General features: G+C 72.1%; 13 protein-coding genes and 1 tRNA gene. 7 read left to right on the top strand and 7 right to left on the bottom strand.

What is annotated here, in order from left to right:
• The first annotated feature begins 175 nt into the window (after window positions 1-175).
• Window positions 176-1,081: a rhomboid family intramembrane serine protease gene (locus ACIPSC_RS04360; RefSeq protein ID WP_400823338.1), complete on the top strand. Its 906-nt coding sequence runs from the start codon at window positions 176-178 to the stop codon at window positions 1,079-1,081.
• Between the two features lie 358 nt (window positions 1,082-1,439).
• On the opposite strand, the gene crgA is transcribed toward ACIPSC_RS04360, so the two are convergent.
• Window positions 1,440-1,688: a cell division protein CrgA gene (crgA, locus tag ACIPSC_RS04365; RefSeq protein WP_400822854.1), complete on the bottom strand. Its 249-nt coding sequence runs from the start codon at window positions 1,686-1,688 to the stop codon at window positions 1,440-1,442.
• A gap of 178 nt (window positions 1,689-1,866) precedes the next feature.
• On the opposite strand from crgA, the gene ACIPSC_RS04370 reads away from it, so the two are divergent.
• The 5 genes from ACIPSC_RS04370 (at window position 1,867) to ACIPSC_RS04390 (ending at window position 5,942) form a co-directional block, all read left to right on the top strand.
• Window positions 1,867-2,625 (top strand): DUF881 domain-containing protein, encoded by a 759-nt coding sequence (locus tag ACIPSC_RS04370; protein WP_400823340.1) that lies wholly within the window; start codon window positions 1,867-1,869, stop codon window positions 2,623-2,625.
• A 155-nt stretch (window positions 2,626-2,780) separates the two neighbouring features.
• Complete coding sequence (locus tag ACIPSC_RS04375; RefSeq protein ID WP_400822856.1) at window positions 2,781-2,957, top strand: hypothetical protein; 177 nt, start codon at window positions 2,781-2,783, stop codon at window positions 2,955-2,957.
• A 55-nt stretch (window positions 2,958-3,012) separates the two neighbouring features.
• On the top strand, window positions 3,013-3,675 hold the full coding sequence (locus tag ACIPSC_RS04380; protein WP_400822858.1) for an aminodeoxychorismate/anthranilate synthase component II: 663 nt from the start codon (window positions 3,013-3,015) through the stop codon (window positions 3,673-3,675).
• Window positions 3,676-3,680: 5 nt separating this feature from the next.
• Window positions 3,681-5,048 (top strand): class E sortase, encoded by a 1,368-nt coding sequence (locus tag ACIPSC_RS04385; RefSeq protein ID WP_400822859.1) that lies wholly within the window; start codon window positions 3,681-3,683, stop codon window positions 5,046-5,048.
• A 96-nt stretch (window positions 5,049-5,144) separates the two neighbouring features.
• The gene (locus ACIPSC_RS04390) at window positions 5,145-5,942 is read left to right on the top strand and encodes a class E sortase (RefSeq protein WP_400822860.1); all 798 of its coding nucleotides are present in this window, start codon (window positions 5,145-5,147) and stop codon (window positions 5,940-5,942) included.
• 283 nt (window positions 5,943-6,225) lie between these two features.
• On the opposite strand, the gene pknB is transcribed toward ACIPSC_RS04390, so the two are convergent.
• The 6 genes from pknB to ACIPSC_RS04420 form a co-directional block, all read right to left on the bottom strand.
• Complete coding sequence (gene pknB / locus ACIPSC_RS04395) at window positions 6,226-8,358, bottom strand: Stk1 family PASTA domain-containing Ser/Thr kinase (protein WP_400822862.1); 2,133 nt, start codon at window positions 8,356-8,358, stop codon at window positions 6,226-6,228.
• Window positions 8,359-8,620: 262 nt separating this feature from the next.
• Window positions 8,621-10,075, bottom strand: a complete 1,455-nt coding sequence (locus tag ACIPSC_RS04400) for a peptidoglycan D,D-transpeptidase FtsI family protein (RefSeq protein ID WP_400822863.1) — start codon at window positions 10,073-10,075, stop codon at window positions 8,621-8,623.
• Window positions 10,072-11,541 carry an FtsW/RodA/SpoVE family cell cycle protein gene (locus ACIPSC_RS04405; protein WP_400822864.1) on the bottom strand — a complete coding sequence of 490 codons (1,470 nt, stop codon included), beginning with the start codon at window positions 11,539-11,541 and terminating at the stop codon, window positions 10,072-10,074. The genes ACIPSC_RS04400 and ACIPSC_RS04405 overlap by 4 nt, the downstream gene beginning before the upstream one ends.
• Window positions 11,542-11,700: 159 nt before the next feature.
• Complete coding sequence (locus ACIPSC_RS04410; RefSeq protein ID WP_400822865.1) at window positions 11,701-13,356, bottom strand: PP2C family protein-serine/threonine phosphatase; 1,656 nt, start codon at window positions 13,354-13,356, stop codon at window positions 11,701-11,703.
• A 52-nt stretch (window positions 13,357-13,408) separates the two neighbouring features.
• Window positions 13,409-13,939 (bottom strand): FHA domain-containing protein, encoded by a 531-nt coding sequence (locus tag ACIPSC_RS04415; protein ID WP_400822867.1) that lies wholly within the window; start codon window positions 13,937-13,939, stop codon window positions 13,409-13,411.
• A 12-nt stretch (window positions 13,940-13,951) separates the two neighbouring features.
• A complete protein-coding gene (locus ACIPSC_RS04420) occupies window positions 13,952-14,818 on the bottom strand; it encodes an FhaA domain-containing protein (RefSeq protein WP_400822869.1) in 867 nt (288 codons plus the stop codon).
• Between the two features lie 417 nt (window positions 14,819-15,235).
• Between ACIPSC_RS04420 and ACIPSC_RS04425 the strand changes: the two genes are divergently transcribed.
• A tRNA-Leu gene (locus ACIPSC_RS04425) sits at window positions 15,236-15,319 on the top strand.
• Window positions 15,320-15,335 lie beyond the last annotated feature (16 nt).

The raw sequence follows: 15,335 nt of genomic DNA on the forward strand, positions 1-15,335 counted from the left end.
GGTGCGGGAGGCTGCGCGGCGGGGCGGGAAGCCGGCCGGTCGGGGCGCCCCCGCCGCCGATCGCGCCGCAGTACGCTGGCGATCCCGGTGGTCTCCCGTTCGGCGGAGTGCCGCCGTGATCGCGATGCAGGCGCACGAGCGCCTCGCGAGACCGTGCGAGAAGGGGAAACCGCTGATGCTCCCGGACGAGCCCAGGCCGCCGACGGACCACACCCCGCGGCCCGAGGGCGGGGCCGGCCCGGCGCGCTGCTACCGGCACCCGGACCAGGAGACCGGCATCGGCTGCTCCCGGTGCGGCCGGCCGATCTGTCCGCAGTGCATGGTGAGCGCGTCGGTGGGCTTCCACTGCCCCGAGTGCGTCCAGGGCGCCGGCCGCGAGGTGCGGAAGGCGACCACCCGGTTCGGCGGGCAGCCGACCGCGGACGGTGCGCTGGTCACCAAGGCCCTGATCGGCATCAACCTGGTGGTCTTCCTCCTCGCCGCCTACGTGCTCAAGCCCTGGCTGGCCGAGGACCTCTCGCTGTTCAGCGTCGGTCCGCAGATCACCGGCTACCCGTACGGCGTCGCGGCCGGCCCCGACCAGTGGTACCGGCTGCTGACCGCGACCTTCCTGCACGTCCAGCTCTGGCACATCGGCACCAACATGGTGATGCTCTGGGTGATCGGTCCCTCGCTGGAGGCGGCGCTCGGCCGGATCCGCTTCCTGGCCGTCTACCTGCTCTCCGGCCTGGCCGGCAGCGCGTTCGCGTTCCTGGTGGCCGGCGACTTCATGAATTCGCTGGGGGCCTCCGGCGCCCTCTTCGGCCTGCTCGGCGCCACCGTGGTGATGTTCAAGCGGACCAGGACGCCGCTCGGCCCGGTGGTCGCACTGCTGGTGTTCAACCTGGTCATCACGTTCTCGGTGTCCGGCATCGACTGGCGCGCGCACGTCGGCGGGCTGGTCGCCGGGGCGCTGACCGCGGTCGGGCTGATGTACGCCCCGCGGGAGCACCGGACGCTGGTGCAGTCGCTGACGGTGGCGGGGGTGGCCGGCCTGGTGCTGCTGATGCTCCTGGTGGGGATGGCCCGCTACGGAGGCTGAGGCCTCGGACGTTTGTCCACAGCGGGTGGGGTGCTGTGCACAGCCGGTTGGGGGAGCCACCTGTGGACTGCTGTTCTACGCGTGTCCCACTGTGCGTATTCGGCATTCGGGGGACGGTGCGCGAGGGTGTGGAAAGCGCCCGGGGCGCGAGTTATCCACAGGCTGCGGCGACTTTTCCCCAGTGTGGATAACCGTGTGGATAAGCGGGATAGCGGGATAACCGGCCGGCGATATCCACACATAACGGGCGGGCCCGGTCCGCGACGGGCCGACCGCCGTGCCCGGGCACGGCGGAACGCCGCCCCGGGGGGAGAACCCTCCGGGGCGGCGGAATGCGCTCAGGGTCGGAGCCCCGGCGTCACTTCCACTGGGTGGAGACGCCGAACCCCGCCGCGATGAAGCCGAAGCCGACCAGGATGTTCCAGTTGTGCCAGCTCTCGACCGGCCAGCTGCCACTGGTCACGTAGTAGGTGACGATCCACACCAGGCCGACCAGGAACAGGGCCAGCATCAACGGGGCAACCCAGCCGCGGCCCGAACTGATCTTCACCGTGGCCGTGACCGGCGGGGTGTAGTCGGACTTCTTGCGGAGTCGAGACTTCGGCACGAGGGGCTCTCCTGTCGATGCGCTGTGAGACCGCGCAGGGTTCAGCGGGGGTGAGGCGGCCGACGGCTGCGGTTGTGGAGAACGCTATGGGGTCCGCCCCCGCACATGCCACCGGCGTCCGTTAGCGTAGTGGCTCGGCGGGTCTGAAGTAGATAAGGGTACGGTGCCTAATTTGTCGATTCCCCCTCAGCCGTCCCGCACCCCTGCCACCGGCACCCGAATTGTCGGCCGTGCCCTGACCTGCGCCGTCTTCGCGCTCGCCGGTCTGCTCTTCTACGTCAGCGCGCAGACCGCCCGCGGCACCGACCTGCGCACCGACAACTCGCTGCTCAGCCTCAGCGACGTGATACGTCAGCGCAGCTCGCAGAACCAGCAGGCCCAGGCGCAGCTCGCCGACCTCCAGGCCCGCTCGCAGGAGCTCACCGAGCAGCAGGGCGGCAACCCCGCCGACACCGCCCGGCAGGACGCCCTCCGGGACGCCGCCGCGCTGGAGCCGCTGCAGGGCCCCGGCCTGACCGTCACCCTCAACGACGCCCCGCCGAACGCCACCGCGCGCATCCCCGGGGTGCCCGAGCCCGGCGTCAACGACCTGGTCATCCACCAGCAGGACATCCAGGCCGTGGTGAACGCGCTCTGGCGCGGCGGCGCCGAGGGCGTCCAGGTGATGGACCAGCGGCTGATCTCCACCAGCGCCGTCCGCTGCGTCGGGAACACCCTGCTGCTCCAGGGCCGGGTCTACTCGCCGCCGTACGTGGTCAAGGCGGTCGGCCGGACCGACGCGCTGCGGGCGGCGGTGGAGGCGGACCCGACGATCCGCAACTACCTGCAGTACGTCCAGGCGTACGGGCTGGGCTGGAGGGTGCAGGAGAGCGGTGACCTCGCGGTGCCCGGCTATTCCGGCACGGCCGACCTGCGCTCGGCGGGCGGCCAGCCGTAGGGCCGGTCCGGCGGTCCCCGCCGGGGCGGGTCCGACGATTCGCGGCGGATCGGGTCGGATCGGGGCGGATCAGGACGCCGGAAGGGGGAAGCCCGCCCCACGGCCCGCGACCGCCGGTCTACTCTTACCCCAGTCCGTTACGTAGAGGGAGCACCATGTACGGCTGGATCTGGCGTCACCTCCCGGGGAACACCCTGATCCGGGCCCTCATCTCGCTGCTCCTCGTACTGGGCGTGGTCTACCTCCTGTTCACGTACGTCTTCCCGTGGGCGGAACCGCTGCTCCCCTTCGGCGACGTCACAGTGGACGGCGGCGAAGGCGCCGCGGGCTGATCCGTCGGCCCCCGTTCCTCCCTCCAGCCCCGCACCCCACGGAGACCGCACGCTCATGAGCTCCCAGCCGAGCCCGCCCCGCATCCTGGTCGTCGACAACTACGACAGCTTCGTCTTCAACCTGGTCCAGTACCTCTACCAGCTGGGCGCCACCTGCGAGGTGGTGCGCAACGACGAGGTGACGGTCGAGCACGCGGTGCGCCGTGACGGCGGTACGGGCTTCGACGGGGTGCTGCTCTCCCCCGGTCCGGGTGCGCCGGAGGAGGCCGGGGTCTGCATCGAGATGGTGCACCACTGCGCGCGGATCGGGCTGCCGGTCTTCGGCGTCTGCCTGGGCCTGCAGTCGATCGCGGTCGCGTACGGCGCGGTGGTCGGCCGGGCGCCGGAGCTGCTGCACGGCAAGACCTCGCTGGTGGAGCACGAGGACGGCGGGGTCTTCGAGGGCCTGCCCTCGCCGCTCACCGCCACCCGCTACCACTCGCTGGCGGTCGAGCCGGCCACCGTGCCGGACGAGCTGGTCGTCACCGCCCGGACCGGGAGCGGCGTGATCATGGGGCTGCGCCACCGCGAGCTGCTGGTCGAGGGCGTGCAGTTCCACCCCGAGTCGGTGCTCACCGAGGGCGGGCACCGGATGCTCGCCAACTGGTTGGCCGAGTGCGGTGATCCGCACGCCGTCGGCCGTTCGGCCGGGCTCGCCCCGGTGATCGGCCGGGGCTGAGCGACGTGACCGCGGTGCGTCCGGAGGGGCGCTTCCAGCCGGGGGCGGACCCACTGGACGGCGGCGGGTACGGCCGGGACGGGTCGTACGGCCAGGCCGGCCAGGCCGGCCAGGCCGGAGGGTACGGACAGTACGGGCAGTACGGCCAGGCCGTGCCCGGTGGCCACGCCGGCCAGAGTGCGGCCCAGGCCGGCCAGGGCGCTCAGGACGGTGGCCACCCGCAGCAGCAGGAGCACCGGCCGGGCCGGCACGCCGCGGACAACGCGTACCTGCAGCACGGCCAGTACCAGTACCAGGAGCAGTACGCCGGCTACCCGGCCCAGCAGGAGCAGCCGACCCGGCCCGTGCAGCAGGTCCAGCCCGTCCAGCCGGGCCGGGCCGCGCAGCGGGCGGGCCGCGGCGCCGACGACGGCTGGGGCGTCTACGAGCAGGCCGAACAGCCGCTCCCGGCGGGGCCGGACGGCACCGCGGCCGCGGAGCAGCCGGACGCCCCCTGGCCGGCCGACGAGACCATCCAGCTGCGCGTCCCGCCGCCGGCCGCGGACGAGCCGCCGACCGGCGGCCGCGCCGAGCGCCGCCGGGCCGCACAGGGCCGGATGTCGGTGCGCTCGGGCGGCGGACGCCGCCGGGCGGGCGGTCGCGCGGCGGCGGGGGAGCGGGCACGGCCCAAGGAGTCGGCGCTCGTGATCGGCGCCCGGTTCGTGGGCGAGTTCTGCATCACGCTCGGCCTGGTGATGCTGCTCTTCGTGTCGTACCAGCTCTGGTGGACCAACGTGCAGGCCGATGCGGCCGCCGACGGCGCCCGCAACCAGCTGGAGCAGCAGTTCGACTCGGCCCAGCCGGCGCCCGGAGCGTCCGGGCAGCCCGCGCCGGACCCGGCCAAGCCGGAGACCTTCGAGCCGGGCAAGGGCTTCGCGATCATCCACCTGCCGAAGCTGGGCCTGAAGTTCCCGATCGCCGAGGGCACCGCCAAGACCTCGGTGCTCGACAAGGGCCTGGTCGGCCACTACACCGGCACCGGGATGCCGGCCGACAAGCAGGGGAACTTCGCGCTGGCCGCGCACCGCAACACCCACGGCGAGCCGTTCCGGCACATCAACCAGCTCGGCAAGGGCGACAAGATCGTGGTGGAGACCGCGACCGCGTACTACACGTACGAGGTCACCGGGGGCATCCCGGAGACCCCGCCGTCGAACGTGAGCGTGATCAAGCCGGTGCCCAACGGCTCCGGCTACACCGGGCCCGGCCGGTACATCACGCTGACCACCTGCACGCCGGAGTTCAGCTCGAAGGCGCGCTTGATCCTCTTTGGCAAGATGATCGAGGAACGGCCGCGGAGCCAGGGCAAGCCGCCCGCGCTCACGGCCGGCTGACGGCCGACCGGCCGTCGGGTCCGGGCAGGGGCGGCGGGCCCGGGCGGGCGCGCCGCGCCGCTGTCGGACGGTGTGGACAGGGCACGAGGGGGAGCAGTGGTGCAGCAGGACGAGACGGCGGAGCCGGCGGCGGACGAGGCCTTTCCGCGGCCCGAGCCCGCGCCCCGCAAGCGCGGCCCGGTGCTGGCCGCGGTCGGGGTCGTCGGCGAGCTGCTGATCACCCTGGGCCTGGTCCTCGGCCTCTTCGTCGCGTACTCGCTCTGGTGGACCAACGTCGAGGCCGACGCCGCCGCGGCCCGGGCCTCCGACCGGCTGCGCGACTCCTGGGCGGCCGGCCCGAGCGCTCCCCCCGGCGGCCCGGCGGCCACGCCGTCCCCCGGCGCGTCCGGCCCGGCGTACGCGGCGGGTGACGGGGTGGGCTTCCTGCACGTCCCGGCGATGGGCCGGGACTACCAGGTGCTGATCCGGATGGGCACCGACCCGGACACCCTGGCCGAGGGCGTCGCCGGGGTGTACGAGCAGCCGTACCGCGCGGCGATGCCGTGGGACGCGGCGGGCAACTTCGCGCTGGCCGCGCACCGGGACGGCCACGGGGCGAAGTTCCACGACCTGGACGCCGTGCACAAGGGCGACGCGATCGTCGTCGAGACCAAGGACAAGTGGTACGTCTACCGGGTCGACAGCACCCTGGCCGAGACGTCCAAGTACGACACCGGCATCGTCGCGCCCGTCCCGAAGGGCTCCGGCTACCAGTCCCCCGGCCGCTACATCACGCTGACCACCTGCACGCCGGTCTACACCTCGCGCTACCGGATGGCGGTCTGGGGCAGCCTGGTCCGGGTGGACGACATCGACGCCAGGCGCACCCCACCGGCCGAGCTGCGCCACTCCTAGGCCGGACAGGGCCCAGCCACCTGCCGCGGCCACCCGGGGCGGCCGTCAGGCCCCTCCCCGCTCCTCGGGCCCCATCGGCCCCGCCGGGCCCCGTGGCGGGCCGTCCAGGCCCGTCTCGGGGCCGTTCCATGCCCACCCCGCCCGTCCGGGCCCCGTCCGGGCCCCGGCGGTGCCCCGCCCGGGGAACGCCCGAGGGGCCCGTCGAAGCCGGTGTGAACCGCTTCGACGGGCCCCTCGGGGTGGGTCCGGAGCCTCACCGACTCAGAACCACGGGAACCACGGGCTAGGGGTTGCCCCCTTTGGTGTTGGAGGGCGAGGGGTTGGGACCGTCGTTGCCCCCTTTGGTCGGCTCGGGCGCCCTCGTCATCAGGGTCACCGAGGTGTTCGGGTCCACCTGGGAGCCGGCCCCCGGCATCGAGCCCGTCACCAGCGCGTTCGGGTCCTGCGGGCCGAGCAGCGTGTAGCCGAGGCCGAGCGCCTGCAGCTGCTTGGTGGCCTCCTTGACCGTGACGTTCTGCAGCGGCGGGACGGTGACCTTGTCCGGCGCCTTGAAGACGGTCAGCACGATCTTCGTGTTGGCCGCGACCTTGCCGCCCGCCGGCTGCTGCGAGGCGACGGTGTTGATCTTGCTCGGGTCGTTGGTCGGCGTGGTCTTCGACGCGTCGACCTGGAACCCGGCCGTCTCCAGCGCGGCCTGCGCGGCCTCCTTCTGCTGGCCGACCACGTTCGGCACGGCGATCTTGGCCTTGCCCTGCGAGACGGTCAGCTTCACCGGGGCGCTCGGGTCGGCGGGCGCGCCGGCCGCCGGGTCCTGGGCGAGGACGGTCTCCTGCGGAGCGTTGTCGTCGTCCTTGTACTCCGGCTGCGCGATGTTGGTGAAGCCGGCGTCGGCGAGCGCCTTGGTGGCCTGCTCCTTGGTCTTGCCGGTCACCGTCGGCATGGTGGCCTTGGCCGGACCGGAGGAGAGCTGCACCGTGATGGTCCCGGCCTCGGCGACCTGCTGGCCGGCCGCCGGGCTCTGGACGCAGATCTGGTCCTTCTTGACGTTGGAGTCCGGGCAGGCGATCTTCTCGCCCTCGGTCACCACCAGCTTGGCCTGCTGGCCGGCGGTCTTGGCGTCCGCCAGTGTCTTGCCCACCAGGTTCGGCGCGCTGACCTTGACCGCGTCCTTCTTGTCGTCCTTCTTGTCGCTGAACATCGCCTGGGCGACGAAGAAGGTGCCGACCAGGACCAGTACGGCGGCCACCGCCAGGACGATCCAGGAGGTGTTGCTCTTCTTCGGCGGCTCCTCGCCGCGCCGGGAGGCGCGGCCGTAGCCGTCCTCCCCGCCGGCGCCGCCGCCCGGGCCGCCCGCGTAGGTCTGGCCGTAGCCTTCGTCCGAGTAGCCGGGCTGCTGGCCGTAGCCGCCCTGGCCGCCGGCCTGCGGCAGCATCGTGGTCGGACCGCCGCCGGGCTGCTGCGGCAGCACGTTGGTCTGGCCGTACGGGTCGCTCTGCGGGTAGCCGTTCTGGTCGTAGCCGTACCCGGCCGCACCGCCCATGCCGTACGCGGCGGCCTGCTGGGCGGCGGCCACCGGCAGGCCGTCGAGGAAGCGCTCGATGTCGTCGCGCATCTCGTCGGCGCTCTGGTAGCGGTAGTCACGCTCCTTGGCGAGCGCCTTCAGCACGATCGCGTCGATCTCGGGGCGGACCTCGGGATCGAAGACGGACGGCGGCTGCGCCTCCTCCCGGACGTGCTGGTACGCCACCGCCACCGGCGAGTCGCCGACGAAGGGCGGGCGCACGGTCAGCAGCTCGTACAGCAGGCAGCCGGTGGAGTAGAGGTCCGAGCGGGCGTCGACCTGCTCGCCCTTGGCCTGCTCGGGGGAGAGGTACTGGGCGGTGCCGATGACGGCCGAGGTCTGCGTCATGGTCATCCCGGCGTCACCCATCGCCCGGGCGATGCCGAAGTCCATGACCTTGACGTTGCCCTGCCGGGTCAGCATGACGTTGGCGGGCTTGATGTCGCGGTGCACGATGCCGGCCCGGTGCGAGTACTCCAGGGCCTGCAGGATGCCGATGGTCATCTCCAGCGCCCGCTCCGGCAGCAGCCGGCGCCCGGAGTGCAGCAGCTCGCGCAGGGTCGAACCCTCGACGTACTCCATCACGATGTACGGGATTGAGATGCCGTCGATGTAGTCCTCGCCGGTGTCGTACACGGCGACGATTGCGGGGTGGTTCAGGGATGCCGCGGACTGCGCCTCACGACGGAAGCGGGCCTGGAAGGACGGGTCGCGGGCCATGTCGGCCCGGAGCGTCTTCACTGCGACGGAACGGCCGAGCCGGGTGTCATGGCCGAGGTACACCTCGGCCATGCCGCCGCGCCCGAGGACGCCGCCGAGCTCGTACCTGCCGCCGAGGCGACGAGGCTCTTCCATAGTTCCGACCCTCTCCCTCACCCGCCGGTGAGGATGTGACGTAGGTGTCCCCGCACGCCCTGAGTGACGCCGGCCCGGCCCCGGGTGGTTCTCGCGGTCAGGACCCTGCGGCGCCCCGCGGGCGGCAACGGGCACACCCGCTGCTTGCGGATACGCTACCGGTCGCACCGCGCCGGACCGGAGTCAGCTCTCGGCCGATACCAGACCGGTATCCGTTCGGGGGTGCCGATCGTGACATATCACTCACTCGTGGCGGCCGCTGCTACTTGCCGAGGGCGGCCTGCATCACCGCCTTGGCGATCGGCGCGGCCAGCCGGCCGCCGCTGATGCCGTCACGGTTGTTGGAGCCGTCCTCGACCACCACCGCCACCGCGACCGACTGTCCGTCGGCGGTCTTGGCGAACGAGGTGAACCAGGCGAACGGCAGGCCGGCGTTGTCCTCGCCGTGCTGGGCGGTACCGGTCTTGCCGCCGACCTGCAGGCCGGAGATCCGGGCGTTCTTGCCGGTGCCGTTCTCGACCACGGAGACCATCATCTCCTGCAGCTTCTGCGCGGTGCCCGGGCTCATCGGCTGGGAGAACTGCTTCTCGGTGTGCTTGGAGATGGTGGTCAGCGAGGCCGACCGCTCCTGGTCCACCAGGTACGGCTGCATCAGCGAGCCGTTGTTGGCGATCGCGGCGGAGACCATCGCCATCTGCAGCGGGGTGGCCCGGGTGTCGTGCTGGCCGATCGCGTCCATCGCCGTGCCGTCCGGGGTGGAGGCGTTCGGGTAGAGGCTCTTCTCGGAGCGGACCGGGGTGTCCACCGTGCTGTTGAAGCCGAACTTCTCGGCCTGGGACCGCATCTTGTCCCGGCCGAGGTCCACGCCGATCTTGCCGTAGACGGTGTTGCAGGACTGGTCCATGGCCGACTTGAGCGTGGCGTTCTCGCAGCGCTCGTTGGGGCTCTCGTTCTTCAGGTCGGTCTTGGTGCCCGGCAGGGTGTACGGCTCGGGGGTCTGCGTGGTGTCGTCGATGTTCTGGAACATCCCGTTCTCGAACGCCGCGGTCGCGGTGACCAGCTTGAACGTCGAGCCGGGCGGGTACGTCTCGCGCAGCGCGCGGTTGAGCAGCGGCTTGTTGGTGTCGGCGTTGAGGTTGTTCCAGGCCTCGCCGTCGGACTTCTCGAAGCCGGAGAAGGTGCTCGGGTCGTAGGAGGGCGTGGAGACCAGGGCCAGGATGGCGCCGGTGCGCGGGTCGAGGGCGACCACCGCGCCCTTCTTGCCGCCCAGGCCGTCGAAGGCGGCCTTCTGCGCCTTGGCGTTGATCGTCGTGACGACGTCGCCGCCCTTCTTCGGCTCGCCGGTCAGCATGTCCAGGGTGTTGCGGAAGAACAGCCGGTCGTCCGTCCCGGAGAGGATGCCGTCCTCCAGGTTCTCCAGCCCGGTGCTCTGGAAGGCCGAGGTGTAGCCGGTGACCGGCGCGTACATCGGGCCGTCGATCCAGGTGCGCTTGTACTTGTAGCGCAGGCCGTTGACGAACTCGGAGGAGGTGACCGGCTGCCCGCCGACGATGATGTTGCCGCGCGGGTGGGCGTAGCGGTCGAACTCCTGGCGCTTGTTGTTCTTGTTGGCGGCCCAGGACTCGGCCTGGACCCCCTGCACCCAGTTGGTGCGGACCATCAGGGCCAGGATCAGCACGAGGCAGAAGATCGAGACCCGGCGGATCGGCTTGTTCACGAGACGGGTCCTCCCTGGAGCTCCGGGGTGGGCGACGGCTCGACCCCCGGTCGGCGGGCGTTGTCGCTGATCTTCAGCAGGATCGCGACCAGCGCCCAGTTGGCGACCACCGAGGACCCGCCCTGGGCGAGGAACGGCATGGTCATACCGGTCAGCGGGATCAGGCCGGTGACGCCGCCGGCGACCACGAAGACCTGGAGCGCCATCGCCGAGGAGAGCCCGACGGCGAAGAGCTTGCCGAACGGGTCCCGGGCGGCGACCGCGGTGCGCAGGCCGCGCTGGACCAGCAGGGCGTAGAGCATGAAGATCGCCATCAGGCCGGTGAGGCCGAGCTCCTCGCCGAACGAGCCGAGGATGAAGTCGCTCTTGGCGGCGAAGTCGATCAGCCAGGAGCGGCCCTGGCCGAGGCCGGAGCCGGTGACCCCGCCGGAGCCCAGCGCCATCAGCGACTGACCGATCTGCTCGGTCGCGCCGACGGGCGGCTTGGGGGAGAAGGCGGCCATCGGGTCGAGCCAGGCGTCGATGCGGACCTTGACGTGGCTGGCGGTCGAGGCGACCGCGACCGCGCCGCCCACGGACATCAGCAGGCCGAAGACGATCCAGCTGGTGCGCTCGGTGGCGACGTACAGCATCACCACGAAGAGGCCGAAGTACAGGAAGGACGAGCCGAGGTCGTTCTCGAAGATCAGGATCAGCAGGCTGAGCAGCCAGATCACGATGATCGGCCCGAGGTCGCGGCCGCGCGGCAGGTAGAGGCCCATGAAGCGGCGGCTGGCCAGGGCCAGCGCGTCCCGCTTCACCATCAGGTAGCCGGCGAAGAACACGGTGAGGATGATCTTGGCGAACTCACCGGGCTGGATCGAGAAGGCGCCCATCCGGATCCAGATCTTGGCGCCGAAGTCCTCCTTGCGGGCCGGGAAGAAGGCCGGCGCCGCGAGCAGCACCAGGGCCGCCGCCATCGAGATGTAGGTGTAGCGCTGGAGGACCCGGTGGTCCTTCAGGAAGATCATCACGAAGATGAAGAAGGCCACCCCGAGGCCCGACCACATCAGCTGGTTGGCGGCGGCGGGGTAGTTGTTGTGCAGCAGCTTCCCGGCCTTGTCGAGGCGCCAGATCATCACCACGCCGAGCCCGTTGAGCAGGGTGGCGATCGGCAGCATCAGCGGGTCGGCGTACGGGGCGAAGCGGCGCATCAGCAGGTGCGCGATCAGGGCCAGCGCACCCATGCCGAGGCCGTAGCCGAGCATGCCGGCGGGCAGCGAGTCGTCCATCGCGAGGCCCACGTTGGCGTAGGCGAGGACCGGCAGCACCACCGCGAAGGCCAGCATCGCCAGCTCGGTGTTGCGCCGGTTCGGCGTGCCCGGGGCCGAGATGGTGGTGTTGCCCCGGCGCCGGGAGGACGCGCGGTCCGCCGGTACGCCGTCGGCCCGGCGGTTCGCGCCGTTGCTCACGTCGAAGGTGCTCATGCTCCCGCCTCTCCCCCGGCCGCCGGCCGGGAGGAACCCGGTCGCTCGGCAGGGGCAGGCGCCCACGCGCGCCTCTCGATCATTCGCTCGCTCACTTGTGGGCCGCTCCCTGACGGCCGGCGGGCCCGCGCCGGGCGGGCCTATGTCGGGTCACGGCCGTCACGGCTTCGGGCAGGAGTCGGCCTTCTGCCGCTCCTCGTCGGAGAAGCCGGGCAGGTCGCCCTGCGGCCCGGTGGCCGGGGCGGCGGCGCTCTGGCTGGGAGCCGCCGTGCCGGGCGTCGGGGTCGGGGTCGCGCTCGGGGTGGGCGCGGCCGCGGCCGGGGCGCGGCCGGTCGCCGACGGGCTGGGCGAGCCGGCCGCCAGGAACCCGGCGTGCGCCACCGTGGCGGTGGGCGCCGCGGCGGGCTGGCCGGCCGCCGGCGTGCCCGCGGTGGCCTGGCCGGTCGCGTTCGCCCGGGCGTCGGCGACCCGGTGGCAGAAGGTGGCCTGCTCGGCCAGCTTCTTCACCTTGTCGTCGGCGTCGCCGAAGCTGCTCGCCGTGATGGTGTTCGTCACGTGGGTGCGCTGGTCCTGCGGCAGGTACTTGAGCTCGATGTCCTTGTACGAGGTGTGCACCGAGGACAGGCTCAGCCCGACCAGGTTCTGGTTCAGGCCCTGGTAGATCGCGACGTGGTCGCCGTCCGCACCGACGTAGTACTGGTCCTGCGTCCACTTGTAGCCGAAGATGCCGGCGCCGCCGAGCAGGCCCAGGGTGACGAGCGCCACCACCGAGAGCTTGAGCGCCTTGCCCTTGCGCTTGCGCGGCGGCTCGTCGTCGTAGTCCTCGGTGCCGTAGACGGAAGGCTCGCCGGCGCCGTAGCCGCCGTCGTAGCCCTCCGCCGGGCCGAAGCCGCCCGGGGCGGCGCCGTACCCGCCGTCGTAGCCCTCGGCGGGGCCGAAGGCGCCCTGCGGGGAGCGCCCGAGGCCGGCCGCCCGGCCGGCCGGGGTGTCGGCGATCGAGCGGTCGGCGGCGGCCGAGGACGGCGGGGTGTCGGCGACCGCGCCGACGACCACCGGGACGTCGTTGAACTGCCCGCTCATGGTGTCCGTGGCGCCGACGTCGATGACGTCCGCCACGATGCAGGTGATGTTGTCCGGACCGCCGCCGCGCAGCGCGAGCTGGATCAGCTCCTGCACGGTCTGCTCGGGCGAGTAGAAGCTCCCGAGGGTGTCCTGGAGGGTCTGGTGGCTGACCGGGCCGGAGAGGCCGTCGGAGCAGATCAGGTAGCGGTCGCCGGCCCGGACCTCGCGGATCGACAGGTCGGGCTCGACCTGGCCGCGGCCGTCCAGCGCCCGCATCAGCAGCGAGCGCTGCGGGTGGGTCTCGGCCTCCTCGGGCGTGATCCGGCCCTCGTCGACCAGCCGCTGCACCCAGGTGTGGTCCTGGGTGATCTGCACCAGCGAGCCGTCCCGCAGCAGGTAGGCGCGGGAGTCCCCGACGTGCACCAGGCCCATCCGCTGGCCGGTCCACAGCATCGCGGTGAGGGTGCAGCCCATGCCTTCGAGCTGCGGATCCTCCTCGACCATCTGCCGGAGGCGGTCGTTGGCGCCCTGGACGGCGTCGCCGAGCAGGGTCAGCAGGTCGGCGCCCGGCACGTCCTCGTCCAAGCGGACGATGGAGCCGAGCACCTCGGAGGACGCGACCTCACCGGCCGCGGCGCCGCCCATGCCGTCGGCCACGGCAAGCAGCCGCGGCCCGGCGTAGCCGGAGTCCTCGTTCCCCTCCCGGATCAGCCCCTTGTGGGAGCCGGCGGCGAAGCGCAGCACCAGGGTCATGCGACCTGAGCCCCCCTCTGGGTCATGGACGGGATGCTGTCCCTCATGCGCTCTACTTCCGCAGTTCGATGACGGTCCTGCCGATACGGATCGGCATGCCCGGCTGGAGCGGTGTCGGCGCGGTCAGGCGCTGCCGGTCCAGATAGGTGCCGTTGGTGGAGCCTAGATCCTCGACCGTCCACTGCCCAGTCTGATCGGGATAGATCCTGGCATGCCGGGAGGACGCGTAGTCGTCGTCCAGGACGATGGTGGAGTCGTGCGCGCGGCCCAGCGTGATGGTCTGGCCCTGCAGCGCGACGGTGGTCCCGGCCAGCGAGCCCGCGACGACGACCAGCTGCGTCGGGGCACCGCGGCGGCGGCCGCCGCCCTGGGTCTGCTGGGGGGCGGGCTGCCCCTGCGGGGCGCGGCCGGGGGCCGGGGCGGCCCCGCCGGCCGCGGTCGCGGCACCGCCGCGGCGCGAGGACCGGGGGTTCACCCTGGTGCCGAAGAGGTCGCTGCGGATCACTTGGACCGCGACGATGACGAAGAGCCACAGCACGGCGAGGAAACCCAGCCGCATGACCGTGAGGGTCAGTTCAGACATAACCGCGCCGCTCTACCCTTCGACCTGTCGGTAGACGATGGTGGTGGAGCCCACGACGATTCGCGAGCCGTCGCGGAGCGTAGCGCGCTGGGTGTGCTGTCCGTCCACCACGATGCCGTTGGTGGACCCCAGGTCCAGCACCATCGAGGGGGTGCCGGGGCGGATCTCGGCGTGCTTTCGGGAGACCCCGGGGTCGTCGATCCGCACGTCGGCCTCGGTCGACCGGCCGAGCACGCAGGCGTTCCCGGAGATCTGGTGGCGGGTGCCGTTCACCTCGATCCAGCGGCGGACGGAGGTGCCGTGGCCGGCGCCCGGGAACGGGCGCACGTTGCCGCCCGCGGGCGGGGCGGCGGAGGGCATGGCGGGGGGCGCGGCCGGCGGCGGGGGCGCACTGTACCCGGCGGCGCCGGGCTGCTGCCACGGTGCGCCGGGGGCCGGGGCGGCCGGCGGGCGGCCGTAGCCGCCGCCCTGGGTGGGCTGCGCCGGAGCCTGCTGCTGCGGCTCCTCGGCGGCCAGCGTGCGGCTGCGCACCCGGTACAGGCCGGTGTCCAGGTCGTCGGCCTTCTCCAGGTTCACCTGGAGCGGGCCCATGAAGCTGTACCGCTGGGCCTCGGCGTACTCGCGGACCATGCCGGCGAGCTCGTTGCCCAGCTGGCCGGAGTAGGGGCTCAGGCGCTCGTGGTCGTGCGGGCTCAGCTCGACGATGAAGTCGTTGGGCACGACGGTGCGGTCGCGGTTCCAGATGCTCGCGTTGTTGTCGCACTCGCGCTGCAGAGCGCCGGCGATCTCCACGGGCTGGACCTCGGACTTGAACACCTTGGCGAAGGTGCCGTTGACGAGACCCTCGAGTCGCTGCTCGAACTTCTTCAGCACTCCCATGGGGCACCCCCTTCCAGGGTTCGTTCGCCTGCCTGCCGACCGGGTCCCGGGGAGCCGGTCGCGCCTACTTGCGGTACTTCCGTACTGATCGTATCCACGCCGGGGCCATCCATACGGTTCCCGGACCGCGTGGTGCCCGGGGGTGGGCTCGGACACACAGGGTGACGCATCCCCGCGGCAGCATGCCAGGGCTACCCCTCCGACGGGAGCCCCATCCCTCGCTCGCCAGTTCGCCGGGCATCCGTTCGGATGCGCTCGGCCGCTCCGGGAAACGGATTCGGAGGTGGCCCGCAGGTCGTGCTACTGTTTTCCACGTCGGAAGGGGCGCCCGCAAGGGAGCCGGATCGAAGAACCGCGAAGGGCCACATGGTACCGGGCGGATCGGCTGATCGGCTGGCAACCACGACAAACACCCATGCGCGGGTGGCGGAATAGGCAGACGCGCTGGATTCAGGTTCCAGTGCCCGAAAGGGCGTGGGGGTTCAACTCCCCCCTCGCGCACAGCGAAGCCCCGCAG

This window comes from Kitasatospora sp. NPDC090091 (genome assembly GCF_044747365.1).
GTDB lineage: Bacteria > Actinomycetota > Actinomycetes > Streptomycetales > Streptomycetaceae > Kitasatospora.